Origin of the sequence: Ancylobacter sonchi (assembly GCF_018390695.1) — a bacterium.
Classification (GTDB): Bacteria; Pseudomonadota; Alphaproteobacteria; order Rhizobiales; family Xanthobacteraceae; genus Ancylobacter; species Ancylobacter sonchi.
The window spans coordinates 59,241-84,094 of sequence record NZ_JAHBGF010000019.1 but is presented as its reverse complement, the minus strand read 5'-3'; the positions used below and the strand labels follow the sequence as shown (position 1 = coordinate 84,094).

The following is a 24,854-nucleotide window of genomic DNA, read 5'->3' as shown; positions in this document are numbered from 1 at the left end:
CGCCAGCCGCCCCGAGGCGAATGGCGATTCCGGCTAGATCACGTCGAACGTCAGAAGGATGGCCGCCATGTCGTCCGATGGCGGCTCGCCGGCCTCGAAGGCACGCACCGCCTCGACCAGCGACCGCAGGCAGTCCTGCCCGCCCGCGCCGGCGGCCAGCAGCTCGCCGATCGGCGCTTCGCCATAGAGCGTGCCGGCGCGGTCCTGCGCCTCGGTGAAGCCGTCGGTCACGATGAGCAGGCGGTCGCCCGGCGTAAGCTCGGCATGGTCCGCCCGGTAGGCGAAGCCCTCGACGATGCCCAGCGCCGGCCCGCCTCCGCCGCCGAGGCGCGCGACCGAGCCGTCGGTGCGCGCGAGATAAGGCGGCACATGGCCGGCCCGCACATAGGCGAGCGCGCCGGTGGCGAGATCGACGCTGACCAGCGCGAAGGTGACGAACATGCAGCTGGCATTGCCGCGCGCCAGCGCCTCGTTGACCAGCCCGACCGCCCGCGCCGGATCGGCGAACAGCTCCGGCGCGTCGGGCCGCGCGGCGAGCGCGCGGAACAGGGCATGGGTGCGCGCCATCATCAGCGCCGCGCCGGCTCCCTTGTCGGAGACGTCGCCAAGCGCCAGCACGATCTGGTCGTCGCCGACGAAGAAGTAGTCGACGAGATCGCCGCCGACTTCCTTCGCCGGCTCCAGCAACGCCGCGACGGCGATCTGCCGCCCCGCCGCCTCGCCGTCGAAGGGCGGCGGCACCAGGGCGAGCTGCAGCGTGCGCGCCTCGTTCAGCTCGGCCTGCTTGCGCTTGAGCTCGTCGCGGGTGCGGTCGCGCAGCACCTTCTTCTCCAGCGTGGCGAGCACGCGGGCCCGCAGCAGCGTCGGATTGAAGGGCTTGAAGATGAAGTCGTCGGCGCCGAGCTCGATGCAGCGCACCACCGGGTCGAGCTCGTTGAGCGCGGAGACCACGATCACCGGCAGCTCGTTCAACCGGCCGTCGCGGCGCAACGCCTCCAGAACGCCGAAACCGTCGAGCTCCGGCATCATGATGTCGAGCAGCACGAGGTCGTAGGGCGTCTTGGCGATGGCCGCCAGCGCCTCGTGGCCATTGGCGGCCTCGTCGATGCGGCTCAAGCCGAGCCGGCGCAGGCGACGGGCCAGCAGGTCGCGATTCTCAGCCACGTCGTCGACCACCAGAATGGCCGCATTCTGGTCCACCATGCCCGCGATACCACCGTACTGCGCTTGATCGGGAAGGCGCCGGACGACGCCGGGCGGGACTATCCGCGCAATCGGCCGGCTTCGCAACGGCCAGAATGAGTGGGAACCCACCCCTGCCATCCGGCATTCACAGACGAGAGGCGGAGGGCTGCCATGCTGACGATCATCGTGCTGATCCTGATCCTGATACTGCTGGGCGGGGGCTATGCCGGGCACCGGGCCTATGGGCTGCGTGGCCTCATCGGCGTGCTGGTGATCGTGCTGCTGGTGCTCGCCGTACTCGGCTTCGTCAGCGACGAGATCGCCGTCGGGCCCGGCGTCGCGCCGATCATGCGGGAATAGCGACGTGGACAGGCATCCGGAAAAACCCTTTCCCTGATGCCTCTTGAGAACAATTAGAATACTCCTCATAAGGCTCGGCAAACGTGGAGCTATCCGCCCTGTCATTGAGTCGGCTTTAGAGGCAGGATAAAGTTTCGAGATGATGTACTCGCCGAATGGCCGGCACGAGCGACTGATCACGGAAGCTACACCTTCCGTTGGACTGCCAGATCATCGTTGCGGGCGCGGCAACCGAGCGTGTTCGCGGCGGAGATGAAGAGTCTCATCCCCGAACGTGTTTCGACGAGCGCAGAGCGGGTCAGCGTCGCATCGCCCCTTTCCCGCACAGAAGCGGAGACCTCGCCGGTCCGGCGCGTGGCTCGACATGGCTCTCCCATGCATACCGATCGCCAGATGAAACAGACGCCGTCGTTCGACATCTTCATGGACCTCACCGGGGTCGGTCGGAAAGACGTCGATTTTGCCGCGCGTCTGCGCCAGCTGGAACGCGAGGAAGGCCTGTTCGGCGCGGATCGGCGCGTGACGCTGGCCCTGCCACAGAATGTGTCGGGCCACGACCTCGCGCCGGCGCGCACCTTCCGCGAGCCGGTGCAGGCGCTTGCCGCGGCCATCGCCGACGCCGCCGCGAGCGGACGGGCGCTCGCCGTCATCATCGGCGACTGGCCGTGGCGCAACCAGAGCCTCTGCGCGCTGGTCGAGCAGGCCGAGCGCGACCCGATGATCGGCATGGTGCAGCCGCGCTTTTCCGACGCCAGGTCGCGCATCCTGTTCGAGCTGCCGGGCGGAAGCGACTCCTCCCTGCCGGTGCCGGTCGCCGGCTTCGTTCCCGACTACTATGTCGCGCCGGAATGTCTTTCGGCGCTTTTCCTGCTGACGCCGCGCGGCGCGGCCGCCGCACCCGGCCTGACGGCCGCGACGCTGGACGACGCCTATGCCGAGCTGTTGCGGGGGCTTCGCCGGCGTGGCTTCCGCAATCTGATCTGCAATCGGATCGTGGTGCCGTGGCCGTCCACGGCGGCCGAGCTCTATCCGCCCCTCGCCGAGACATATGCCGGGCCGGTGCCGCGCTCCGACGGCGACCGGCGGCGCGACATGTTGCGCGGCATGCCGGAACGCCGGCTCGAATTGCTCCTGTCGACGGCCTTTTCGCCGGAAGGCCGCCCCCGCCTCCTGCTGGATTGCCGGGGAATGCCGCCCTCGTTCAACGGAACGGCGGCCTGCGTGCTGGGCTTCCTGCGCGGCTTCCAGCAATTGGGCGATACCGGGTTCGCCATCACCGTGCTGGCGTCGGCACGCGCCGCCGCCTTTCACAAGCTGGCGGCGACGTTCCCCCAATTCGAGATCCAGCACGATGCCCCCAAGGACGGGTTCCTGGCGGCCATCCTGCTGAACCAGCCCTGGTCGGTCGATGCCGTCCGCGATCTGCACGCGGCGGCGGGGCTCGTCATGTTCAACATGCTCGACACGATCGCCTGGGACATCATCTACGCCGCTCTCCCTGGCCTCGACCGGACCTGGAGGGTGCTGGGCCAGATGGCCGACACCATCTTCTTCAACTCGGCCTACAGCCGCGACCGTTACGTGTTCCGGTTCGATCCGGATCCCCGCATCCCGCTGGTGGTCACGCATCACAGCATGGCCCCGGCCGACATCGTGCGCGAGCCCGACCCGTCGGAGCGAGCCGGCGAGCCCTATCTGGCGGTGATCGGCAACGATTACGACCACAAGGACATCGTCCCGACGCTGGCGACGCTGGCCGAGGCCTTCCCCTACACGCAGATCGTCTCGGTCGGCGTGAAGGAGGTGCCGGCACGCAATGTCCGTGCGATGGAAAGCGGCCATATCTCGGCCGGCCGGATGGCGGCGCTGTTCGCCGACGCCACCGCGATCGTGTTTCCCTCGCACTATGAAGGGTTCGGCCTGCCGGTTGCGGAGGCGCTCGCCTATGGCAAGACTGTCATCGTGCGGGACTGCCCGTTGTGGTCGGAGCTCGCCCAACTGACATCGCGGCCGGAACTGATCCGCTCCTTCCGTCTCGACACCGAACTGGTCGCGGCGGTCGGCGAGGCCCTGCACGACAGCCGGCCCACCGCGCCGGCCAAGCCGCAATCGACGGAGGGCGGCATCGAGCCGGACTGGAAGGATTGCGCCCGCAAGATGCTCGACGCGACGCAGCAGATGATGGCAGCGTTTGACGGCCGGCGCTGGCTGGCACGCGATGCCCTGCTGACCCGCTGAACCGTCGCAAAAGTCGGAACGAAATGATGGTCGACCCGGATCGGCACGACATATTCACCGAGAGCGTCCATGGCCGCCACGGGACGATGCGCTTCTTCGCCAACGACACGGTGATCGGCGCCGCGCTGCGCCTCTATGGCGAGTGGGCCGAGAACGAGCTGCGTCTCTTCCACCACTTCATACCGTCCGGCGGCACGGTGCTCGATGTCGGCGGCTTCATCGGCACCCATGCGCTGGCGTTCTCGGAGATGGTCGGGCCGGACGGCCACGTCCTCTCCTTCGAACCGCAAGCCGCCTCCTTTGCGCTGCTCGAGGAGAATGTTCGCCACAATCATCGGATCAATGTCCGGATCCACAACGCGGCCGTGGGTTCCCGTCTCGGGGACATCCAGTTGGCGCCGATGAATGTGGGCGCTCCGATCAATTTCGGCTCCCTCACCATCTATGAGGGCGGAACCGGCACCTCGGGGGAAGTCGACGTAGCGACGGTCGTGACCATCGACTCCTTGGAGCTCGGCCGCTGCGACTTCATCAAGCTCGATGTGGAGGGCGCCGAGGACTCCGCCCTCGATGGCGCGAGGGACACGATCGCCCGGCTGAAGCCCGTCATCTATGCGGAGTGCAACAGCCTGTCGGATGCTGCGCGCAGCTTCGCGCTGCTGACCTCCTTCGGCTATTCGCTCTTCCTGCACGTGGTCGATGCCTTCAACCCCGACAACTTCGAGCACGCCGACCGGAACATTTTCGGCAATGCCCGCGAAGCCGGCCTGATCGCGGTTCCGCCGGAGCTTGCCGACAAGGTGAAGGCGCTGGTGGATCCCGCCTGGCAGTTGTTCGAGCTGGCGACGCTCGACGACCTCGCCTACGGCCTGCTGCAGAAGCCGCAATATTTCGACGAGATCCTGCGGACCGGCGCCGCCGCCAAGGGCGGGGGCACCGTCGTGAATGCCGTTGAGCACCGGGCGCGGCTCGACGAGATCGACGTCCTGCGAGAGGGGCTCCAGCGCGAGATTGCCGCGCGCCAGGCCGCCGAAGCGCAAAGGGACGACATCATCCGGAGCCGGGTGGAGGACGAGCAGCACAGGGCTCAACTCGAGACGCTCATCGCCGAGCAGCATTCCGAACTGGCCGCCGCCCTCCACGATCTCGCGGTGGAGCGCGAGCACCGTCGGCAGAGCCAGGACTGGCGTCAGGGGTTGCTCGCCGCCCTCGCCCGCCTCAGGGGTGCGAAGGACGAATCGGCGTGGACCAGGGCATCCAACCTGTTCAAGTGGATCGGTGCCTCCATTCGGGCCAAGCTGCGGGACAACCGGCACGTCGAGAAATACCGACGAAAGCTGAAGCGCCAACGGCCGGAAAAAGGGACCGGCGCCGAGAGCATCGCCACGCCGGGCACAGCTCCGCTGCCCACTATCGAGGACCACGATGCGGTGGTCGGCGCGGTGATCCGCCTGAAGCCGCTGCGCAGTGCCGCGCCGGCCCCGGCCCCGAGCACGCGTCCGCTGCTCGTGTGCCTTTCCCATGTCGCGCCCTATCCGCCGCGCGCGGGCAACGAGTACCGCATCCAGCGGCTGCTCGCCTGGATCGAGTCGATCGGCTGGGACGTCGCGCTGCTGGTCTGCCCGTTGCCGGGCGGCGGGCTGTCGGAGGCGCAGTCGATTGCGCTCGCCGAGCGCTACCGTAACGTCGTCGTGGTCGGACGAGACGGCGAGCTGCGCCATCACCTGTCACGTTCCGATCTGGCGGCGGCCCTCGCCACACTGGACGGCGTGAAAGTCGAAGACTTCGCCCAGAGCCTCGGCGAGGACAGGGAGGAGGAAGCCGCGCGGCTTCTGCCGATCACGCGCACCTTCTGCCCGGACGTGCTGCTTGAAACGCTGCGGACCATCGACGCGACCGTCAAGCCATCGGTGGTGCAGGTCAATTACGGCTTCATGGCGCGCGTTTTTCCGCTCCTGCGGCAGGACACGCTCAAGATCGTCGACACGCACGACGTGTTCTCGACCAAGATGAGCAAGGTGGTCCGCTTCGGCATCACCGACCCTCTCGCCCTTTCGTCGGCGGAAGAGCGGCGACTGCTCCAGTCGGCCGACATCCTGCTGGCGATCCAGCCCGACGAGGCGGAGGAACTGCGGGCGCTGAACACCGGAGCCCGCATTCTGACCGTCGGCGTCGACATGCCGCCCCCGCCGGTGGAGGCCGGCATTGCCGGCCGTCCCGTCGCTTTGATGGTCGCTTCGGCGAACGACATGAACCGGAAGGGCCTGAAGGACTTCCTCCGCTTCGCCTGGCCGCTGGTGCTGAAGGCGGTACCGGACGCGGAATTCCATGTCGTCGGCTCCGTCGGCGAAGCCCTGACCGGCCATGAGCCGAACGTCCGCTGGCTCGGTCACGTCGACAATCTCGACGACGCCTATGGGCAGGCGCGGCTGGCGGTGAATCCGGCGGTGGCCGGCACCGGGCTCAAGATCAAGACGCTCGAAGCGCTGGCAAAGCTGCGGCCGATCGTCGTCTGGCCGTCGGGGATCGACGGACTGCCGCCCGAGTTGCGGGCCTACTGCCAATGCGTCGGCGACTGGTTCGAGTTCGCCCGCTGCGTGATCCGCGACCTGACCGAGCCGGATGCGCAATCCAGGCTGGTCGAAGCGCGCGACCGGATCGCCGAGCTGCTTTCGCAGGACCGAGTCTATGCTGAATTTGGCACGCTTCTCAAAAACCGCCGGTAAGCCGACGACGACAAGCGGACTGAGGGTGCTGAACCTTTTCGTGCGTCACGGCGCCGAAACCTATGCCGACGCGCTCGAGACGTTGCAGGCCTATTATGCCGCCCACCTTCCGAACGTCGCCCGCACGCTCGTCGTCATCGACAATGCCCGGCCGGAGGGTTCGGTCGAGACCCTGCCGGGCGGCGCTGCCCTGCTCGGCGCCTCCAACGCGCTGTGGGAGTTCTCGGCGTGGGATGCCGGCCTCGACGCGCTGCATGGCTCGCTGATGCAGTACGACTATGTCCACTTCGTCACGTCGGCCTATCGCCAGCTCTACACCGCCTATATCGACCGCATCGACACGCAGGTCCTGTCAGCCCTGCGCGGCCGCGACGTCGTCATCGGGCATATCGACGCCTATCCGCAGCCGGTCGGCTTTCTCGGCCGCACCTCGCAGGCCTGGCTGCGCTCGTGCTTCCTGTTCATGCCGCCGGCCACGCTGCGCCGGCTCGGGCCGATCACCAGCCTGCGCGATCCAGCCCGCTGGTTTTCCGGCAATCCCGACGCGCCGTTTCGGGACGATGCGCCGCTATCGGCCGACTTCCGCGCCCACATCGTCAACTGGCTGACCGGCGAGGGCACCGGACAGGGGACGGCATGGCATTCGCGGTTCGCGCTCGACGCCGGGACGCTGGCCCATTTCGAGGCCAAGGCACTGGCGATCCTCAACGAGCACGCCTTGTCCATGCGGCTCTACGGCCAGGGAACCGCGCTGGTGGACGCCACCTGGATCGCCGCCGCGCTGCAGCGGAAGAAGCCGCTGAGCCAGGACCATATCGGCAACTGGCGGGCGCAGTTGGCGGAACGCCAGCCCTATCTCTGAGGACCGGGAAGCATCGCGCCGCCATCGTGCCGGGCAACGACGCGGGGCCAACAAGCCGGGGAGGCACCCGTCCCTAGCGCGCCGTCCAGCCGCCATCGACGCGCAGGCTGTCGCCGGTGACGAAGCGGGCGCCGGACGAGACCAGGAACAGGATCGCCTCGGCGATGTCCTCAGGCACCGGCAGGTCGTTCAGCGGCACCATGTCGTAGACGAAGCGCTTGAACTCGGGATCGTCGAACATGCCCTGCGTCATCGGCGTCACCACGAAGGTCGGCGCCACCGCGACGACGCGGATGCCGCGCGGTGCCAGTTCCACCGCCATCGCCTTGGTGAGCCCCTCTACCGCATGCTTGGTCATGCAGTAGACGGTGCGCCTGGGCGAGCCGACATGGCCCATCTGCGAGGACATGTTGACGATAACGCCGCCGGCTCCCATCGCCCGCGCCGCCGCCCGCGCGACGCGATAGACCGAGCGGATGTTGAGGTCGATCATCCAGTCGAGCGTCTCGTCGTCGACATCGACCATCATTTTCGGCCGGTTGCCGCCGGCATTGTTCACGAGAATGTCGAGATCGGTCATCGCCTCGATGCGGGCGAGGAACGCCTCGTCGCGCACATCGGCGGAGAGCGGCTCGATGCGCCCCTCGCCTTCCGCCGCCAGCGTGTCGAGATCCGCCTGCGTGCGGGCGACCGCGACCACCTTCGCGCCCGCCAGCGCCAGGGCCAGCGCCGTCGCCCGGCCGATGCCGCGACCGGCACCGGTGACCAGCGCCGTCTTTCCGTCCAGCCGCGCCATGGTTCAGCGCTCCTCGATGTCCGCCACGAGGCCGGCCGCCTCGATGCCGGCCACCGCGCAGAGCTCGTCGAGGTCGGACGTGTCGCCGCTGATTCCGACCGCGCCGATGATCGGCCCGCCGGGCCGCTCACGCACCAATACGCCGCCGGGCACCGGCACCACCCGGCCATCGGTGGCGGCGGCGAGCGCGGTGAAGAAGCCACCCATCTTCGCCGCCCGCGCCGCCAGCCCGCGCGAGGAGATGCCCATGCCGAGCGCGCCCCACGCCTTGCCATAGGCGATCTCGAAGCGGGCAATGCCGCTGCCGTCCTCGCGACGCACCAGCTTCACATGGCCGCCGGCGTCGAGCACCACCACGGTAAGCGGCTGGGCGCCGCGCGTGCGGGCGTCCTCCAGCGCCACGCGGCCAATGGTGTCGGCCCGGTCGAGGGTGAGTTCGCCCATCTCACTCCCCCTTGCTGCCGTCTTTGCCGCGCCCGCCGGTCATGCCCTTGAGCACCGCGAACAGCGAGGCGGTGTCCTCCTTGCCGCGCCCTTCCGCCAGCGCCGCGAAATAGAACGGCAGGCTCGCCGCCATCAGCGGAGTGGGACTACGCATCTCGCGGGCGAAGTCCATGATCAGCTGCAGGTCCTTGATGTAGATGTCCATCTTCATCGTGGCCGGCTCGTAGCGCTCCTCGATCATCATCGGCGCCCGCACGTCGAACATGCGCGAGCCGCCCGCGCCCGGACGAATGGCGTCATAGACGAGGTTGAGGTCGAGCCCGGCGCGCTCGGCGAGCAGCAGCGCCTCGGCGGTCGAGAGGTTGTGGATCGTCACCAGCAGGTTGGCGATGTATTTCAGCTTCATGCCGGTGCCGAACGCCCCGCAATAGCGCACGTCGCGGGCAAAGCCGGCGAAGGCCGCCTCCACCTTGCGGAACGCTGGTTCCGCGCCGCTGGCGTAGATGGAGAGGTCGCGCTTCGCCGCCTGCGCACCGGTGCCGCTCACCGGGCAATCGAGCACATCGGCACCCTTGGCTTCCAGCGCGGCGCGGCAGGCTTCCTTGGCGTCGATGGGCAGCGTGCCCATCTCGCACACCACCGCGCCGGGGCGCAGTGCCTCGGCGATCTCCTTCGTCACCGCCTCCAGCGCCTTCACCGACGGCAGCGCGAGCAGCAGGATGTCGGCGGCCTCGGCGACCTCGCGCGCCGAGCCGACCGGCGTGCCCCCCTGCCCGGCCAGCGTCGCCATAGCTTCTTCAGCGACATCGGTGCCGACGACGCCGAACCCGGCTTCCAGCAGGTTCTTCGCATAGGCCGAACCCATGATGCCGAGACCGATGATGCCGACGGTCCCCTTGGTCTCACTCGTCACGCGCGTCACTCCGCCGCTTGCCTGGAAATGTCGAAAAACTCCGCCACCCGCGCATTGAAGCCGGCGACGTCCTCCATATTGGCGATATGCGCGACGCCGGGCAGGCTGACATAGGTCGCGCCGGGGGTCGCCGCCGCCATGGCGCGCATCGCCTCGGCCGGCGCCGCGCCATCCTCGGCGCCGCCGATGAAGAACGCCTCCGGTTCGAGGCGCGGCAGGTGGCGCAGATAGTCGAGCCGCTTCAGCGCCTCGGCGCAGCCGATATAGCCGACCGGCGACGTCGCCAGCACCATGCGGGCGGCGCGATCCACCACCTCCGGCCGGTCCTGTCGCGTCGGCGCGGTGAACCAGCGCTCCATGGTGCCGGCGAGTATCGCGCCCATGCCGCCCGCCTCGACCGCCGCGATGCGCTGGTCCCAGCCGGCGACGAAGGGCGGCGGCGCATCGGCCCGCGCATCGGCGCAGATCAGCCGGTTCACCCGCTCGGGATGAGCGAGGCCGACCCCGAGAGCCGTCATGCCGCCCATGGAGAGGCCGATCACGTCGGCCTGCCGGATGTCGAAACGGTCCATCACCGCGATGAAATCCGCCACCAGCAAATCGAAGCTGTAGGGCCCGGCCGGCGCGCTGCTGCGCCCATGCCCGCGCGTGTCGTAGCGCAGCACGCGGTAGCTCCGAGTGAGGAAGGGGATCTGGTCGTCCCACATGGTGAGATCGGCGGCCAGCGAGTTCGACAGCACGATCCAGGGCAGGTGCCCGGCGCCGTCCACGCGCACGGCGAGTTCCGCCTCGCCCGAGACGACGCGTTCCGTGATGCCGGCGTTCGTGATGGCAGTGTTGGTGCTGCCCGTCCCCTCGACATCGTTCATGGCGTGTCTCCTCTCCATTGTCTTTGCGGGGCGTTTGCCGCCTCCGGCCCGTCGCGACGCTAAAGGCGCCTCGCGCGGGCGGCGAAACCATATGTTCTGATCCGCGCGATCACGATTGCTGATCGCCGCCCGGCGTTGGCGTTCGCCCGGGCGGGATGTGCGCCTCTCCCGCTTTCTTGCCGCGCCGGACGATTGACAAACCCGGCGCGCCGATCTGATATTTATCAGACGATAAACAAATCGGATGCGGTTGCAAGCCCTGTCGTAGCCACGCGGGCAGCCGCCACCCGACCCGGCGGCCGCCAACCGCCCGGCTGCGCAAAAAATCGAAAAAAGTGAGGAAACCCATGGATATCAACGTCGGACTCGCCGCCATCGAAGAGGCCTCGCGCAAGCTCTCCAACTGGGGACGCTGGGGCAAGGACGACCATAGCGGCACGCTCAACCATGTCACGCCGCAGGACATCGTCGAGGCTGCCGGCCTCATCAAGACCGGCCGGGTATTCTCGCTCGGCATCCCGCTCGACCGCGAGGGGCCGCAGAACGGCCTGTTCGGCGGGCGCTTCAACCCGATCCACCAGATGCTCGCCACCGGCACCGACGCCATCACCGGCCAGCAGGACTGGAACAAGATCCGCTACGCCGACGACACGCTGAATCTCTGCGTGCAGGGCGCCACCCACTGGGACGCGCTCGGCCACATCTTCTACGAGGACAAGGCCTATAACGGCCACGATCCGCGCCACATCAACGCGCGCGGGCTCAACGTGCTCGGCATCGAGCACTCCAAGTCGAAGATGAACGGGCGCGGCGTGCTGCTCGACATCGCCCGCTTCCGCGGCGTCGACTGGCTCAAGGACGGCGAATCCATCTCGAACGACGAACTCGACGCCTGCGCCAAGGCGCAGGGCGTGGAGATCCGCCGCGCCGACTTCGTCATCGTCCGCACCGGCCAGATGGAGCGCTGCCTCGCGGAGGGCGAATGGGGCGGCTATGCCGGCGGCGACGCGCCCGGCGTGAAGTTCGAGAACTGCTACTGGTGCCACGAGAAGGAGGTCGCGGCGATCTGCTCCGACACCTGGGGCGTCGAGGTGCGGCCGAACGAGACCACCGAGGCCAACCAGCCCTGGCACTGGGTGGTGATCCCCGCCATGGGCCTGTGCATGGGCGAGATCTTCTACCTGAAGGAGCTCGCCGAGGATTGCGCCAAGGACGGCGTCTACGAGTTCTTCTTCTGCGGCCCGCCGCTGATCATCACCGGCGGCACCGGCTCGCCGATCAATCCGCAGGCGATCAAGTAGCGCCGATCACCGGACGACTTCGCCGGGCGGCGCGGGAATGCGCCGTCCCTCGCCGCTCTCATCCTCGGAGCCGACCATGGCTGCCGCCCGCAAGGTCATCGTCACCTGCGCCTGCACCGGCGCGATCCACACCCCCTCCATGTCGCCGCATCTCCCGGTGACGCCGGACGAGATCATCGCCGACGCCATCGGTGCCGCCGAGGCCGGCGCGGCGATCCTGCATCTGCACGCCCGCAACCCGGAAACCGGCAAGCCGGACCAGACGCCCGAGGCGTTCGGCCGCTTCCTGCCGCAGCTCAAGCAGCAGACCAACGCCGCCATCAACATCACCACCGGCGGCAGCCCCTACATGAAGGTCGAGGAGCGGGTACTGCCGGCGGCGCAATTCAAGCCGGAGGTCGCCTCGCTCAACATGGGCTCGATCAATTTCGGCCTCTATCACCTGCTCGACCGCTACACCGACTTCAAGTTCGAGTGGGAGCGCCAGCATCTGGAAGCCACCCGCGACCTCGTGTTCCGCAACTCCTTCAAGGACATCGAGTACATACTCGAGACCTGCTACGGCAACGGCACCCGCTTCGAGTTCGAGTGCTACGACATTGCGCATCTCTACAATCTCAAGCATTTCCTCGACCGCGGCCTCGTCAAGCCGCCGCTGTTCGTGCAGTCGGTGTTCGGCATTCTCGGTGGCATCGGCACGCACCCCGAGGACATCATCCACATGAAGCGCACCGCCGACCGGCTGTTCGGCGACCAGTACCGCTGGTCGGTGCTCGGTGCCGGCGCCTCGCAGCTGCGCGTCGCGGCGATGGCCGCCTCGATGGGCGCCAATGTCCGCGTCGGGCTGGAGGATTCGCTGTGGCTCGGTCCGGGCGAGCTTGCCCCGTCGAGCGGCGCGCAGGTGCGCAAGGCGCGGCAGATCCTCGAAGGCATGGGCCTGGAGCTTGCCACACCCGACGAGGCGCGTGCCATGCTGGAGCTGAAGGGCGCCGACCAGGTGGCCTTCTGACACGCCGTCTTCTGATCGAATGGATCCGCGAACATGCTGAACGTCGCCATCATCGGGCTGGGCCGCTGGGGCCAGACCCTCGTCGCCTCCGTGCAGGGAAAGAACGACCTGCTGCGCTTCACCACCGGCGCGACCGGCAGCCGGGCCAAGGCGGAAGCCTTCGCCGCCGGCGCCGGCATCGCCCTCAGGGACAGCTATGAGGAGGTGCTGGCCGATCCCGCCGTGGAGGCGGTGGTGCTGGCGACGCCGCATCTCCAGCACGCCGCGCAGATCGAGGCCGCCGCACGCGCCGGCAAGCATGTCTTCGTCGAGAAGCCGTTCACCATGACCAAGGCGAGCGCCGAGGCGGCGGTCGCGGCGAGTGGGGCGGCGGGCATCACGCTGGCGCTCGGCCACAACCGGCGCTTCCATCCGCACATGCAGCGCCTGCGCGCGCTGGTGCGCGGCGGCGAGCTCGGCACCGTCCTGCATTGCCATGCCGAGCTGAGCTCGCCCACCGGCCTGTTCCTGCCGAAGGGGGTATGGCGCACCGATCCCGAGCAGTCGCCGGCCGGCGGCATGACCGGGCTTGGCATCCATCTCGTCGATTCGATGATCGACCTGTTCGGCGCGATCGAGGCCGTCGCCTGCCAGAGCGTCAACCGTGTCGCGCCGTCGGGCGCTGAGGATACCACCTCGGTGATGCTGCGCTTCGCGAGCGGGCAGACTGGCACCCTGCTCGCCTTCACCGCGACGGCGCCGGTGTTCCGCTTCGTTGCCTATGGCGCGAAGGGCGTGGCCAGCATCGCCACGCCGACGCTCAACGTCTTCAGCCTTGAGCCCGCCCCGCCGGCGCCGGGCCAGCCGGCGCCGGCCGCCACGCACGAGACCCTCGCCGGCTTCGACACGCTGCGCGCCGAGCTGGAGGCGTTCGCGCGGGCGGTGCGCGGGCAGGCGCCCTATCCGATCCCGCCGGCCGAGATGATCCATGGCGTCGCGGTGCTGGAAGCCATCGTCGCCGCCGTCGGCCAGGACCGCTTCGTCCCCGTCGCCTGAGGAGATCAGCATGTCCGACACCGCGCCCCGCACCCTCATCGTCACCGGCGGCTCCCGCGGCATCGGCGCCGCCATCGCCCGCGCCGCCGGCCGTGCCGGCTTCCGCGTCGCATTGAGCTACAAGGGCGATGCGGCCGGGGCCGAGGCGGTCGCCGGCGCCATCGCCGCCGCCGGGAGCGAGGCGCTGGCTGTCCGGGCCGACGTGTCCCGCGAGGAAGACGTCGTCGCGCTGTTCGCGGCGGTCGATACCCGCTTCGGGCCACCGGACGTGCTGGTCAACAACGCCGGCGGTGTCGGCCCGCTCGGCCGCGTCGAGGCACTCACCGCCGCCACCCTCGCCGAGGTGATGGCGGTCAATGTGATCGGCAGCTTCCTGTGCTGCCGCGAGGCGGTGAGGCGCATGACGACCCGTTATGGCGGGCGCGGTGGCGTCATCGTCAACATGTCCTCGCGCGCCGCCGAGCTCGGCGGTGCCGGCGAGTGGGTGCATTACGCCGCCAGCAAGGGTGCGGTGGACAGCCTCACCATCGGCCCCGCCCGCGAGGTGGCAACGGAGGGCATCCGCGTCAACGCCGTCGCCCCCGGGCTGATCGCCACCGAGCTGCACGCCAGGGCCGGCGCACCCGACCGGCTGGAGCGGCTCGCCCCCGCCATCCCGATGCAGCGCCCGGGCACGGCGGAGGAAGTTGCCGACATCGTGATGTGGCTCGCCTCCCCTGCCAGCGCCTATGTCACGGGCGCGATCGTGCCGGTGGCCGGCGGGCGCTGAGGCGTTTTCCCTGGTGATGGCTCGATGATGCGGCGGCCTCCGTCCACGCGGCTGAGGCCGCGGCGCGGAGCGGCGTGGATGCCGCGGCGCCGCATGGATTCAGCTTGCGAACGAAGCGCAAATCATCTTGCATCGTTGACATGATCGAAAATCCACGTGATTATCAATCGATAAACAAGCAGACATCGCCGCGTTGAAAACCAGCGGCGGGCAACGCCAAGCTGACGCTACCAAGCCGACGATACCAAGCCGACCGGGACGCTCATCGATGCCCGCGCGGGAGTCGTGGAACAGCCCGGACGACACGACCGAAAACAACAAGCCACCCGGCAACGATCGGGGGCATCGGGAGAAGACGACCATGGCAACACGACGCGGCGCGCTGGCGCTCGCGGCCGCTTTGGCGGCCCTCATCATCGCCCCCGGCGGCATGCCGGCGGCCCAGGCCGACCCGGTGAAGATTCGCATCGGCTGGTCGACCATGCCGGGGCACCTGATCCCCGTGCTCTACAGCAAGCCGGACATCCTCAAATATTACGGCAAGAGCTACACGGTGGAGCCGATCCGCTTCCGGGGCTCCTCGCCGCAGATCACCGCCATGGCGGCGGGCGAGATCGACATGGCCGCCTTCGGGCCACTGGTGCTGGCGCTCGCCGTCACCAATGCGCGGCTCGACGTGAAGGCGGTCGCCGACATCATCCAGGACGGCGTCGAGGACTATCACAGCGAGACCTTCCTGGTCCGCACCGATTCCGGCATCGGCAAGGTGACGGACATGAAGGGCAAGCGGGTCGGCACCAACGCCATCGGCTCGGCCTCCGACACCGCGATGCGGGCGATGTTCCGCAAGAGCAACATGCAGGACAAGCGCGACTACACCATGGTGGAGGTCGCCTTCCCGAACATCCCCGCCATGCTCGACGAGCACAAGATCGACCTCGGCACCGTGCTGCAGCCGATGTCCGACCAGTTGCTCGCCACCGGCAAGTACAAGGTGCTGTTCACCTCCGAGGACGCCATGGGCCCCTCGCAGCTGGTGTTCCTGGCCGCCAACGGCAAGTTCCTGAACGACAACCGCGCGGCGCTGATGGACTTCTTCGAGGACCATGTGCGCGCGGTGCGCTGGTTCACCGATCCGAAGAACCATGACGAGGCGGTGAAGATCATTGCCAATTTCATGCAGCAGCCGCCCGAGACGCTGCAATACCTCTTCACCAAGGGGGATTATTTCCGCGACCCCTTCATGGTGCCGAACGTCAAGGCGCTGCAGGAGAGCATCGACATCGCCGTCGATCTCGGCCTCGCCCCGCGCGGCATCAAGGTCGATCCCGACTATGTCGATCTGAGCTTCGTCAAGGAAGCGCAGAAGCGGATCGAGGCCAGCCAATGAGCGTCACCCATCTCGCTCCGTCCTCGCGCAGCCGCGCCCACGCCGCCAGCAGCATTTCGATCAGCGACGTCTCCCACACCTATGGCGCCCGCACCGCCGGCGGCATGCTGGCGCTGGACGGCATCAACCTCGACATCGGCGACGGCGAGTTCCATTGCCTGCTCGGCCCCTCCGGCTGCGGCAAGAGCACCCTGCTCTATCTGATCGGCGGGTTCATCCCGGTGCAGGCGGGAGTGATCTCCACATCGGCCGGACCGGTCACCGCACCGGGCCCGGATCGCAGCATCGTGTTCCAGAACTTCGCGCTGTTCCCGTGGAAGACCGTGAAGGACAACGTGCTCTACGGCCTGAAGAAAGCCGGCATCGCCGGGCCGGAGCGCGAGCAGCGTGCCCAGCGCTACATCGACATGGTGCACCTCACCGGCTTCGAGAACGCCTATCCCTCGCAGCTCTCCGGCGGTATGCAGCAACGCGCCGCCATCGCCCGCACGCTGGCGGTGGATCCGGGTATCCTCCTGATGGACGAGCCGTTCGGCGCGCTCGACGCGCAGACCCGGCGCGTCATGCAGGAGGAACTGCGCACCATCTGGCGCGACAGCCGCAAGACGGTGGTGTTCGTCACCCATGACGTGCAGGAGGCGGTGTTCCTCGCCGACCGCATCTCGATCATGAGCGCCCGGCCGGGCCGGATCCAGCACGTCATCGACGTCGACCTGCCCAAGGAACGCGGCGAGGAAATCCTCGAGAACCGCGACTTCATCGGCCTCAGCGAGCACATCTGGCGGCTGGTGCGCGAGCAGGCGGTGGCGGCGACGCGGGGGGCACATTGATGAGCGACGTCCTCGCCGGCGGTCGCGGGCGCGGCCGCGTCGGCCCGTCGCTGTCCTATGCCGTCGTCAACACCGTGGTGCGCTTCGCGCCGCTGCTGCTGCTCGCGCTCGGCTGGGAGTTCCTCGGGCTCAGCGGGCTGGTGTCGCGGCAGATGCTGCCGGGGCTCGGCGAGATCTTCGCCGCCTTCTCCGACATGCTGTTCGGCGGCGACCTGCTCTACAACACCATGCGCTCGGTCAGCCGCGCCGCCGCCGGCCTCGGCGCCGCCGTGGCGGTCGGCATCGCCGCCGGCCTGCTGATGGCCTCGTTCCGCCCGGTGCGGCTGCTCATCAACCCGGTCGTGCAGATCTTCTACCCGATGCCGAAATCGGCGCTGATCCCGGTGGTGATGATCTGGCTGGGGCTGGGCGACTCCTCGAAGATTTTGCTGATCTTCCTTGGCTGCCTGCTCCCCGTCGTCGTCGGCACCTATAATGGCGCGCGCGGGGTGAACCCGTTCCTGCTTTGGTCGGCGGCTAGCCTGGGCGCCTCACGCTTCGACGTGCTGCGGGAGGTGGTGTTGCGCGGCGCCATGCCGGACATCCTCAATGGCTGCCGCACTGCGCTCGCCTTCTCCTTCATCCTGATGGTGAGTTCGGAATTCGTCATCGCCACCGACGGCGTCGGCTTCATGATCTCCTCGCTCGGCGACGGCGGCCAGTACCCGGCCATGTTCGCCGCCATCTTCTTCGTCGCCGGCATCGGCTTCGCCGCCGACCGCCTCTACGCGCTGCTGTCCCGGCGCCTGCTTCGCTGGAGGGAGGCATGATGAACATGGCTGACGCGAAGCCGCTCGCCGGTGCCGGCAAGTCGCCGGTCCAGAAGGCCCCGCGACCGTCGCGTCCGATCTCCCCGCGGATGGTCGACATCGCCGTGCAGGTCGCGGTGGTCGCGGCGCTCGCTGGTCTCTGGGAGTTCGGCGCCCGCTTCGGCGCGCTCAACCCCTTCCTTCTGCCGCCGCTCAGCGTGGTGCTGGGGCGGATCTGGGAGGACCTCATCGCCGGCACCGTGCCGGTCGATCTCGGGCTCACCCTCTACCGGGCGCTGACCGGCTTCGCGATCGGCGCCGTCATCGGCATTCCCGTCGGCATATTGATGGCGCGCTCGGCGCTGGTGCGCTGGTTCTTCGATCCGCTGGTGTCGATCGGCTTCCCGATGCCGAAGATCGCCTTCCTGCCGATCTTCATCCTGTGGTTCGACATCTACGACACCTCGAAGATCATCATGGTGGCGTTCTCCTGCTTCTTTCCGGTGGTGGCGGCGACCTATGCCGGCTGCTCCAGCCTCGACAAATGGCCGATCTGGTCGGCCCGCTCCTTCGGGGCGAAGGAACGGGAGCTCCTGTGGGAGGTCTATCTGCCGATGGCGATGCCGCAGATCCTCACCGGGCTGCAGGTGGCGCTGCCGACCGGCATGATCACCACCATCGTCACGGAGATGCTGATGGGCGGGCGCGGGGTGGGCGGCGCGATGATCATGGCCGGGCGCTTCGCCGACTCGGTCGGGGTGTTCGCCGGCATCGTGCAAATCATCATCCTCGGCTTCGTGGTGGTGAAGAGCCTCGAGATCGTCCGGCGCCGCCTGCTGATCTGGCACCCCGAAAGCCGCAAGTAACGGTGCAGATGACGCAGCACCTGACGCCGAAGCTGCCGGCCCTCGTCTTCTACGGCGTGGACAGGGCGCCGGCCGATCCGTCCCGGTTCGACGACCTCCTCCGGATGCGCCTGCTTCCGGGGGAGGTCCTGCGCCTGAACGACGAAGCCTTCGACCTGCCGCCGCCGGCGATCGGGCAGGAGAAGGTCGCGACCGACCTCCGGCTGGCGGAGCATCTCAAGCGGCTTGCCGGCGGCTGGAACCGCAGCGCCGCGCAATTCATCGGCGGCTATGTCGCCCATCTCCACGCCGTCATCGCCGCGCATCGCGAGGAGGTCGCCGAGCGGCTCCGTCCGATGGCCGGCCTGTTCGCGCCGGAGGACGTGCTCTATTCCGCCCCGCTACCGCTGCCGCGCGCGCTGCTACCGCTCGACGATGGTGGCGGCGCTGTGCCGGTCGACATGTTCTTCTGGCTGGGAGGCCGAGCCGAAGCGGTGCTGTTCACCCCCTCGCCGCTGCTGCCGACCGCCGAACGGCGACGTCGCGAGCGCCTTGCCGCCGCCGGGATCGGCGTGACGGTACTGGCCGCCGCCGACCTCGCGAAACCGGATGCCTTCGCCGATCTGCTCGGCGAACGCGGCAACGACTTCTGGCGCGACGAGGTGTTCCCCGTCGCGCCCGGCGCACCGCGCCTGCCGGACTTCTAGCCGAGCGCCCTACCCCGGCCCCGCTCCGCTCGCGCCGCGATACCAATCGGCGACCTCCTCGCCGGTCATCATCGCCACCTGCCGCCGCGCCAGCACATGGTCGAGCAGTTCCTCGAAATAGCCGATCCGGTGCGGCACGCCGGTGAGGTAGGGGTGGGTGCTGATCGCCATCACCTTGGCGTTATCCGCCCCCTCCTCCCACAGCCGGTCGAACTGAAGGGCGCAACGGTGCAGAAAGGCGTCGGAGGGCTGGTGCTGCACGGCGTGCACCACGATGTCGTTGGTCTCCACCGAATAGGGCACCGACAACATCGGCCCATGCGCGGTGGAGAGCTCCAGCGGCAGATCGTCGATCACCCAGTTGGCGACATAGCCGACGCCGGCCTCCTTCAGGAGGTCGAGCGTCTGGTCGTTCTCGGTGAGGCCGGGGCTCTCCCAGCCGGGCGGCGGGCGGCCGGTGAAGTCGCGGATGGTCTCGACCGTATCGAAGATCGCCTTTCGCTGATCCTCCACATGGTGCATCGGCTGCTGCACATAGCCGTGCCCCATGAACTCCCAGCCGGCATCGCGCGCCGCCCGTGCCACCCGCTCATAGGAACGGCACACATGGCCGTTCACCGCGAAGGTGGCGCGCAGACCACGCGATTCGATCGCCTTCAGCAGCCGCCAGAAGCCGACCCGCATGCCGTATTCGTGCCACGCCCCGTTGGGCAGGTCGGGCATCAGCGGCTGGCCCATCGGCGGCGGCAGCACGGTGCGCGGCATGGCACGGGCGATGGACCATTCCTCGACATTGACGATGATCCACACCGCGACGCGGGCGTTGCCGGGCAGATGCAGGCGCGGCCGGTCCGGGAAGGCAAGATACGGCGCACGCGCGCTGAGCAGCGCCTTCGACGGGGTGCTAGACGGCGCGTCCATGGCTCACCCCGCCCGCCGCGCCGCCGTCGCGTAGTCGACATTGCCGCCGCCATAGCGGCGCACGCGGACATTGGCCTGCTCGGCATGGCCGAGGAACCCTTCCAGCACGCACAGCCGCGAGCAATATTCGCCGACTTCGGCGCTCGCCGCGTCGCTTGTCACCTTCTGATAGGTGCAGGTCTTGAGGAACTTGCCGACCCACAGCCCGCCAGTGTAGCGCGCCGCCTTCTTGGTCGGCAGCGTGTGGTTGGTGCCGATCACCTTGTCGCCGTAAGCGACATTGGTTCGCGGCCCGAGAAACAGCGCACCATAGTTCCGCATATTGTTGAGGAAATGGTCCGGGTCGGCGGTCATCACCTGCACATGTTCGGAGGCTATGCGGTCGGCCTCGACAACCATCTCGTTGAGGCTGTCGCAGACGATCACCTCGCCGAAGTCGCGCCATGCCGCGGAGGCGATCTCCGCCGTCGGCAGGATGGTCAGCAGCCGTTCGATCTCGGCCATGGTCTCACGCGCGAGCTTCTCCGAATTGGTAAGCAGCACCGCCGGCGAGGTCGGCCCATGCTCGGCCTGCCCGAGCAGGTCGGTGGCGCAGATCTCGGCATCCACCGTGTCGTCGGCGATCACCAGCGTCTCGGTCGGCCCGGCGAACAGATCGATGCCGACGCGGCCATAGAGCTGGCGCTTGGCCTCGGCGACGAAGGCATTTCCCGGCCCCACCAGCATGTCGACCGGCGCGATGGTCTCGGTGCCCAATGCCATCGCCGCCACCGCCTGCACGCCGCCCAGTACCAGGATTTCGTCGGCGCCGGCGAGATGCATCGCCGCGACGATGGCCGGGTGCGGCCCGTTGCGGAACGGCGGCGCCGCCGCCACCACGCTCTTCACGCCCGCGACCTTGGCGGTGACGACGCTCATATGCGCCGAGGCGACCATCGGGTATTTGCCGCCCGGCACATAGCAGCCGACCCGCTCCACCGGCACGTTCTTGTGGCCGAGGATCACCCCCGGCAGCGTCTCCACCTCGAGGTCGAGCATGCAGGCACGCTGCTTCTCGGCAAAGTTGCGCACTTGCGCCTGCGCGAAGCGGATGTCGTCGAGATCGGACTTCGACACCCCGGACAGCGCCGCCTCGATCTCCTGGTCGGACAGGCGGAAGCTCGCCGGCGACCACTTGTCGAAGCGTTCCGAATAGCTCCGCACCGCCGCGTCGCCGCCGCTCTCGATCTCCTTGAGGATGGTCTCGACGGTGGCGCGCACCTGCGCGTCGGCATCGGCGCGCTCCTCGACGGAACGCGCGGTCTTGAGATGGCGGGCCATGTTTTCCTCCCGGCGCCGTCGTTGCGGCACCCGCTTCGATGCACCTTGCATCCGCTAGCGATCGATTGTTATTTATCGAGTGAAAACTAAATCGCCTGAGAGTGTCAAGCCTGCCTTGCCCGTCGCCTCCCTTGAGGTTATTTATCGAACGATAATTAAATAAGGAGGAACGCCATGAAAGCCACCGGCCTCAATCACCTGTCGATCGGCGCCAGGGACGTCGACGCCTCCGTGCGCTTCTATGTCGAGATGTTCGGCATGGAGGTGATCCCGACCTATAATTTCGGCTTCCGCACCCAGTATCTGCGCTGCGGCGACCAGCAGCTGCACGTCTTCGGCCTGCCCGACACCACGCCGCACTACCAGCACTTCGCCATCAATGTGGACGACTTCATGGACGTGTATGAGCGCGCCCGCGACGCCGGCCTCATCGACCACAAGACCTTCGGCAACGGCGTCAACGAAATGCCGGACGGCACGGTGCAGCTCTATCTGCGCGATCCCGGCGGCAACCTCGTCGAGGTCGACTGGCCGGACGTTGCCAGCCTCGACACCGCCCGCATTCCCGAGCTGAAGCGCCTCGCCGACCGCTTCGAGCAGGTGGGCGAGAACCTCGAGGCGACGCTGTTCCTCGACCGCCGGCGCGCCTGAGGGAGGAAGCGATGACCGACACCGCCTCGCCCCTCGTCTCTCCTGCCCTCGCCGCGCCGCGCACCCTGCGTTCGCCGGACGAGCAGCGTCATGACGAATTGCTCCAGCGCGCCACCGACCTCGCCTCGGTCTTCGCCGAGCGGGCGCCGCGCGCCGAGGAACTGCGCCGGCTGCCGCCGGAAAACGAGCGCGACCTGCATGACAGCGGCCTCTACCGCATGCTGCAGCCCCGGGCGATCGGCGGCGCCGAGCTCGGCTATGAGAGCCTGATCACCATCGGCGCCGCGCTCGCCGCCGGCTGCGCCTCCACGGCGTGGAACCTCACCAATCTCGCCAGCCATCACTGGATGCTGGCGATGTTCCCGCCCGCCGCGCAGGACCGCATCTGGAAGGAGGATCCCGATGCGCTGATCGCCTCCTCCTTCGTCTTCCCCGCCGCGAAGGTCGCCCGCGCGCCGGGCGGCTATGTCGTCTCCGGCCGCTGGCCGTTCTCCTCCGGCGTCGACGTCTGCTCGTGGAACATGCTGGCCGGCATCGTCCGCGCCGAGGGCGAGGCGCCCGATCACCGTGTCTTCCTCGTCCCCCGCGCCGACTACCGCATCCTCGACACCTGGCACGTCACCGGGCTGAAGGGCACCGGCTCCAACGATGTCGTCTGCGAGGAGGTGTTCGTGCCGGAGGAGATGACCGTCTCGGTCACCGACCTCAAGGGCGGCGCGACGCCGGGCAGCGGGCGCCACCCCGCCCCGCTCTACCGGCTGCCGGTCTTCGCGCTGTTCCCCGCCATCCTGTCCGGCGTCGGGCTCGGCAATGGCGAGGGCGCGCTCACCGACTATGTCGCCTCGACCCGCAAGCGCGCGGCCAACTACACCGGCGCAAGGCTGGCCGAGTTGCAGAGCCTGCAGATCCATGTCGGCAACGCCGCCGCCCGGCTCAGCCATGCGAGGCGGATGATGCTCGCCATCTGCGAGGAGGCTATGCACGATGCCGAGCACGGCCACGTCCCGGACATGGTGACGAAATTCGCCTATCGCCGCGACCTCGCCTTTGCGACGCAGCTCACCACGCAGGCGGTCGACGAGATCGACGCCGGCAGCGGCGCGCAGGCGCTTTACCTAGCGGGCAGCCAGCAGCGCCGCTTCCGCGACGCCCATGCTATAAGCGCGCATATCGCCTTCAGCACCGATGTCGCCAATGCCGCCTTCGGGCGTCTGGCACTCGGTCTCGATGCCGATAATCCGGTCGTGTGAGACACGCGGCAGCGGACGAAAGGAACGTGACGACACCGATGGCGGGACGCTCATCCTCATTGGCCGCGGCAGAGGGCAAGGCCCCGGCGCCCCGGCGCACGCGCAACAAGCCGGAAGAACGGCACAAGGAGTTCGTCCGCAAGGCTGTCGAGCTGTTCGCCGAGATCGGCTTCGAGGCCGGCACCCGCGAGCTCGCCCAGCGGCTCGGCGTGACCCAGCCGCTGCTCTACCGCTATTTCCCCAGCAAGGACGACCTGATCGCCGCCGTCTACCAGGAGATCTACGTCAATCGCTGGAAGCCGCAGTGGCGCGAGGGCCTGCTCGACGAGAGCCGGCCGATCCGCGAGCGCATCGTCGCCTTCTACGAGGATTACGCCGGAACGATCTTCACCCCCGAATGGATCCGCATCTATCTCTTCGCCGGTCTGCGCGGCGTCGACATCAACCGGCGCTACGCCGCCACCGTCGAGGAGCAGATCCTGCGGCCGATCACCCTCGCCACCCGCACCAGCTTCGGCCTCGGGGGCGGCGAGCCGCCGACCCCGGAAGAGGTCGAGCTGTTCTGGACCCTTCAGGGCGGCATCTTCTACTATGGCGTGCGGGAGATCGTGTACCGGTTCCCCATGCCGGTGGACCGGGCGACCATGATCCGCAACGCCGTCGACACTTTCCTGACCGGCGTCGGCCCGGTGCTGAAGCGGCTGGCGGAGCGCAGCGACGCCCCGGCTTAGACCATTCGCCGACAAACGCTCGAACATCGGCGCTTTGATCGAAGATGACCTCCGCCTATGATCGGGGGACGAGTCTGTCGCGAGCGGAGAGTGCCGTGTCCCTTCCATCTGTCGCGCCCGGCGACGACGATGCCACCACGCTGGGCATCGAGATCTATGCCCGCCTGCGTCGCGACCTCATCGCCGGCCATCTGAAGCCGGGCGAGCGGCTGCGCTTCCGCCAGCTCAGCGCCGCCTATGGCGTCGGCATCGCGCCGTTGCGCGAGGCGCTGTCCCGGCTGGTGTCCGACCAATTGGTGCGCTTCGAAGGACATCGCGGCTACACTGTCGCCCCGCTGTCGCTGTCCGACCTGCACGATCTCTGCGCGCTGCGCACCGAGCTCTCCTGCAACGCCTTGCGCCGCGCCATCGCCCGCGGCGACGAGGACTGGGAAGCCGAGATCCTCGCCGCGCTGCACCGGCTGGAGCGCACGCCGCTGCCCCACTCGGTGGAGGACCGCAAGGCGGTGGACGAATGGGAACAGCGCCACGACCGCTTCCACTACAGCCTCATCGCCGCCTGCGATTCGCCGTGGCTGCTGCATTTCTGCGGCGCGCTCTCCGATCATTTCCAGCGCTACCGCCGGGCGGTGATCGTCGTCACCTCCTCATCGGAAGCCCTGCTGAAGCGGGTGCGCGAGCAGCACCGCACCGTGGCCGAAGCGGCAATCGCCCGCGATGCCGAGCGCGCCACCTCCGTGCTCGCCGAGCATTTCCAGGGCAGCGTCGAGGTGGTGATCCGCAATTATGAGGAGGTGTCGCGCAGCCTGTCGGCCGGCAACGGCGACTGAGGTTTTCGCGAACCACCAACCGCCCATTTTATTGACATCGATATTTTGTTCGAACATCCTTGCGATTAACAATCACAAGGACCG

25 protein-coding genes are annotated in these 24,854 nt (G+C 68.2%); 17 read left to right on the top strand and 8 right to left on the bottom strand.

Annotated features, from left to right (window positions below; genetic code table 11):
* Positions 1-33: 33 nt before the first annotated feature.
* Positions 34-1,203 carry a PP2C family protein-serine/threonine phosphatase gene (locus tag KHC28_RS10395; protein WP_214008281.1) on the bottom strand — a complete coding sequence of 390 codons (1,170 nt, stop codon included), beginning with the start codon at positions 1,201-1,203 and terminating at the stop codon, positions 34-36.
* Positions 1,204-1,356: 153 nt separating this feature from the next.
* On the opposite strand from KHC28_RS10395, the gene KHC28_RS10390 reads away from it, so the two are divergent.
* The 4 genes from KHC28_RS10390 (at position 1,357) to KHC28_RS10375 (ending at position 7,371) form a co-directional block, all read left to right on the top strand.
* Positions 1,357-1,545 (top strand): hypothetical protein, encoded by a 189-nt coding sequence (locus KHC28_RS10390; RefSeq protein WP_214008280.1) that lies wholly within the window; start codon positions 1,357-1,359, stop codon positions 1,543-1,545.
* A gap of 393 nt (positions 1,546-1,938) precedes the next feature.
* Positions 1,939-3,783 (top strand): glycosyltransferase, encoded by a 1,845-nt coding sequence (locus tag KHC28_RS27340; RefSeq protein ID WP_246564668.1) that lies wholly within the window; start codon positions 1,939-1,941, stop codon positions 3,781-3,783.
* 86 nt (positions 3,784-3,869) lie between these two features.
* Complete coding sequence (locus tag KHC28_RS10380) at positions 3,870-6,509, top strand: FkbM family methyltransferase (RefSeq protein WP_214008279.1); 2,640 nt, start codon at positions 3,870-3,872, stop codon at positions 6,507-6,509.
* 25 nt (positions 6,510-6,534) lie between these two features.
* On the top strand, positions 6,535-7,371 hold the full coding sequence (locus KHC28_RS10375; protein WP_214008278.1) for a hypothetical protein: 837 nt from the start codon (positions 6,535-6,537) through the stop codon (positions 7,369-7,371).
* Between the two features lie 73 nt (positions 7,372-7,444).
* On the opposite strand, the gene KHC28_RS10370 is transcribed toward KHC28_RS10375, so the two are convergent.
* The 5 genes from KHC28_RS10370 to KHC28_RS10350 all read right to left on the bottom strand — a co-directional run bounded on the left by KHC28_RS10370 (position 7,445) and on the right by KHC28_RS10350 (position 10,742).
* Positions 7,445-8,167 carry an SDR family NAD(P)-dependent oxidoreductase gene (locus tag KHC28_RS10370; protein WP_214008277.1) on the bottom strand — a complete coding sequence of 241 codons (723 nt, stop codon included), beginning with the start codon at positions 8,165-8,167 and terminating at the stop codon, positions 7,445-7,447.
* Between the two features lie 3 nt (positions 8,168-8,170).
* A complete protein-coding gene (locus KHC28_RS10365; protein ID WP_214008276.1) occupies positions 8,171-8,611 on the bottom strand; it encodes a GlcG/HbpS family heme-binding protein in 441 nt (146 codons plus the stop codon).
* 1 nt (position 8,612) lies between these two features.
* The gene (locus tag KHC28_RS27860; RefSeq protein WP_214008275.1) at positions 8,613-9,524 is read right to left on the bottom strand and encodes an NAD(P)-dependent oxidoreductase; all 912 of its coding nucleotides are present in this window, start codon (positions 9,522-9,524) and stop codon (positions 8,613-8,615) included.
* A 5-nt stretch (positions 9,525-9,529) separates the two neighbouring features.
* Positions 9,530-10,393 (bottom strand): alpha/beta fold hydrolase, encoded by an 864-nt coding sequence (locus tag KHC28_RS10355; protein ID WP_214008274.1) that lies wholly within the window; start codon positions 10,391-10,393, stop codon positions 9,530-9,532.
* A 109-nt stretch (positions 10,394-10,502) separates the two neighbouring features.
* Positions 10,503-10,742: a hypothetical protein gene (locus tag KHC28_RS10350; protein ID WP_214008273.1), complete on the bottom strand. Its 240-nt coding sequence runs from the start codon at positions 10,740-10,742 to the stop codon at positions 10,503-10,505.
* Between KHC28_RS10350 and KHC28_RS10345 the strand changes: the two genes are divergently transcribed.
* From KHC28_RS10345 to KHC28_RS10305, 9 genes are all read left to right on the top strand, one after another.
* On the top strand, positions 10,741-11,694 hold the full coding sequence (locus tag KHC28_RS10345; RefSeq protein ID WP_214008272.1) for a cyclase family protein: 954 nt from the start codon (positions 10,741-10,743) through the stop codon (positions 11,692-11,694). The two genes, KHC28_RS10350 and KHC28_RS10345, sit on opposite strands and share 2 nt — an antisense overlap.
* 76 nt (positions 11,695-11,770) lie before the next feature.
* Positions 11,771-12,703, top strand: coding sequence for a 3,5-dioxohexanoate:acetyl-CoA acetone transferase (gene kce, locus KHC28_RS10340; protein WP_214008271.1), 933 nt, complete (start codon positions 11,771-11,773; stop codon positions 12,701-12,703).
* A gap of 33 nt (positions 12,704-12,736) precedes the next feature.
* The gene (locus KHC28_RS10335; RefSeq protein WP_214008270.1) at positions 12,737-13,738 is read left to right on the top strand and encodes a Gfo/Idh/MocA family protein; all 1,002 of its coding nucleotides are present in this window, start codon (positions 12,737-12,739) and stop codon (positions 13,736-13,738) included.
* Between the two features lie 10 nt (positions 13,739-13,748).
* A complete protein-coding gene (locus tag KHC28_RS10330; protein WP_214008269.1) occupies positions 13,749-14,507 on the top strand; it encodes an SDR family oxidoreductase in 759 nt (252 codons plus the stop codon).
* 361 nt (positions 14,508-14,868) lie between these two features.
* On the top strand, positions 14,869-15,897 hold the full coding sequence (locus KHC28_RS10325; RefSeq protein WP_214008268.1) for an ABC transporter substrate-binding protein: 1,029 nt from the start codon (positions 14,869-14,871) through the stop codon (positions 15,895-15,897).
* On the top strand, positions 15,894-16,727 hold the full coding sequence (locus tag KHC28_RS10320) for an ABC transporter ATP-binding protein (protein WP_214008267.1): 834 nt from the start codon (positions 15,894-15,896) through the stop codon (positions 16,725-16,727). Before KHC28_RS10325 ends, KHC28_RS10320 begins: the two co-directional genes overlap by 4 nt.
* A complete protein-coding gene (locus tag KHC28_RS10315; protein ID WP_214008266.1) occupies positions 16,727-17,536 on the top strand; it encodes an ABC transporter permease in 810 nt (269 codons plus the stop codon). Before KHC28_RS10320 ends, KHC28_RS10315 begins: the two co-directional genes overlap by 1 nt.
* Positions 17,533-18,381, top strand: a complete 849-nt coding sequence (locus tag KHC28_RS10310; protein ID WP_214008265.1) for an ABC transporter permease — start codon at positions 17,533-17,535, stop codon at positions 18,379-18,381. The genes KHC28_RS10315 and KHC28_RS10310 overlap by 4 nt, the downstream gene beginning before the upstream one ends.
* A gap of 8 nt (positions 18,382-18,389) precedes the next feature.
* On the top strand, positions 18,390-19,067 hold the full coding sequence (locus tag KHC28_RS10305) for a hypothetical protein (RefSeq protein WP_214008264.1): 678 nt from the start codon (positions 18,390-18,392) through the stop codon (positions 19,065-19,067).
* 9 nt (positions 19,068-19,076) lie between these two features.
* Here the strand turns inward: KHC28_RS10305 and KHC28_RS10300 are convergent, their stop codons facing one another.
* Positions 19,077-19,988: a polysaccharide deacetylase family protein gene (locus tag KHC28_RS10300; protein WP_214008263.1), complete on the bottom strand. Its 912-nt coding sequence runs from the start codon at positions 19,986-19,988 to the stop codon at positions 19,077-19,079.
* Positions 19,989-19,991: 3 nt separating this feature from the next.
* A complete protein-coding gene (gene hisD, locus KHC28_RS10295; RefSeq protein ID WP_214008262.1) occupies positions 19,992-21,308 on the bottom strand; it encodes a histidinol dehydrogenase in 1,317 nt (438 codons plus the stop codon).
* A 174-nt stretch (positions 21,309-21,482) separates the two neighbouring features.
* Between hisD and KHC28_RS10290 the strand changes: the two genes are divergently transcribed.
* The 4 genes from KHC28_RS10290 (at position 21,483) to KHC28_RS10275 (ending at position 24,770) form a co-directional block, all read left to right on the top strand.
* Complete coding sequence (locus tag KHC28_RS10290) at positions 21,483-21,959, top strand: VOC family protein (protein ID WP_214008261.1); 477 nt, start codon at positions 21,483-21,485, stop codon at positions 21,957-21,959.
* 11 nt (positions 21,960-21,970) lie between these two features.
* Positions 21,971-23,209: an acyl-CoA dehydrogenase family protein gene (locus KHC28_RS10285; protein ID WP_214008260.1), complete on the top strand. Its 1,239-nt coding sequence runs from the start codon at positions 21,971-21,973 to the stop codon at positions 23,207-23,209.
* Between the two features lie 26 nt (positions 23,210-23,235).
* Positions 23,236-23,940 (top strand): TetR/AcrR family transcriptional regulator, encoded by a 705-nt coding sequence (locus KHC28_RS10280; RefSeq protein WP_312893156.1) that lies wholly within the window; start codon positions 23,236-23,238, stop codon positions 23,938-23,940.
* Positions 23,941-24,035: 95 nt separating this feature from the next.
* Positions 24,036-24,770, top strand: coding sequence for an FCD domain-containing protein (locus KHC28_RS10275; protein WP_214008259.1), 735 nt, complete (start codon positions 24,036-24,038; stop codon positions 24,768-24,770).
* Positions 24,771-24,854: the final 84 nt, after the last annotated feature.

Bases quoted from the DNA above. Each gene is read 5' to 3' on its own strand.
- KHC28_RS10395 (WP_214008281.1), bottom strand. From the start codon at position 1,203: ATGGTGGACCAGAATGCGGCCATTCTGGTGGTCGACGACGTGGCTGAG.
- KHC28_RS10390 (WP_214008280.1), top strand. From the start codon at position 1,357: ATGCTGACGATCATCGTGCTGATCCTGATCCTGATACTGCTGGGCGGG.
- KHC28_RS27340 (WP_246564668.1), top strand. From the start codon at position 1,939: ATGAAACAGACGCCGTCGTTCGACATCTTCATGGACCTCACCGGGGTC.
- KHC28_RS10380 (WP_214008279.1), top strand. From the start codon at position 3,870: ATGCGCTTCTTCGCCAACGACACGGTGATCGGCGCCGCGCTGCGCCTC.
- KHC28_RS10370 (WP_214008277.1), bottom strand. From the start codon at position 8,167: ATGGCGCGGCTGGACGGAAAGACGGCGCTGGTCACCGGTGCCGGTCGC.
- KHC28_RS10365 (WP_214008276.1), bottom strand. From the start codon at position 8,611: ATGGGCGAACTCACCCTCGACCGGGCCGACACCATTGGCCGCGTGGCG.
- KHC28_RS10355 (WP_214008274.1), bottom strand. From the start codon at position 10,393: ATGAACGATGTCGAGGGGACGGGCAGCACCAACACTGCCATCACGAAC.
- KHC28_RS10345 (WP_214008272.1), top strand. From the start codon at position 10,741: ATGGATATCAACGTCGGACTCGCCGCCATCGAAGAGGCCTCGCGCAAG.
- KHC28_RS10350 (WP_214008273.1), bottom strand. From the start codon at position 10,742: ATGGGTTTCCTCACTTTTTTCGATTTTTTGCGCAGCCGGGCGGTTGGC.
- kce (WP_214008271.1), top strand. From the start codon at position 11,771: ATGGCTGCCGCCCGCAAGGTCATCGTCACCTGCGCCTGCACCGGCGCG.
- KHC28_RS10335 (WP_214008270.1), top strand. From the start codon at position 12,737: ATGCTGAACGTCGCCATCATCGGGCTGGGCCGCTGGGGCCAGACCCTC.
- KHC28_RS10330 (WP_214008269.1), top strand. From the start codon at position 13,749: ATGTCCGACACCGCGCCCCGCACCCTCATCGTCACCGGCGGCTCCCGC.
- KHC28_RS10325 (WP_214008268.1), top strand. From the start codon at position 14,869: ATGGCAACACGACGCGGCGCGCTGGCGCTCGCGGCCGCTTTGGCGGCC.
- KHC28_RS10320 (WP_214008267.1), top strand. From the start codon at position 15,894: ATGAGCGTCACCCATCTCGCTCCGTCCTCGCGCAGCCGCGCCCACGCC.
- KHC28_RS10315 (WP_214008266.1), top strand. From the start codon at position 16,727: ATGAGCGACGTCCTCGCCGGCGGTCGCGGGCGCGGCCGCGTCGGCCCG.
- KHC28_RS10310 (WP_214008265.1), top strand. From the start codon at position 17,533: ATGATGAACATGGCTGACGCGAAGCCGCTCGCCGGTGCCGGCAAGTCG.
- KHC28_RS10305 (WP_214008264.1), top strand. From the start codon at position 18,390: ATGACGCAGCACCTGACGCCGAAGCTGCCGGCCCTCGTCTTCTACGGC.
- KHC28_RS10300 (WP_214008263.1), bottom strand. From the start codon at position 19,988: ATGGACGCGCCGTCTAGCACCCCGTCGAAGGCGCTGCTCAGCGCGCGT.
- hisD (WP_214008262.1), bottom strand. From the start codon at position 21,308: ATGGCCCGCCATCTCAAGACCGCGCGTTCCGTCGAGGAGCGCGCCGAT.
- KHC28_RS10290 (WP_214008261.1), top strand. From the start codon at position 21,483: ATGAAAGCCACCGGCCTCAATCACCTGTCGATCGGCGCCAGGGACGTC.
- KHC28_RS10285 (WP_214008260.1), top strand. From the start codon at position 21,971: ATGACCGACACCGCCTCGCCCCTCGTCTCTCCTGCCCTCGCCGCGCCG.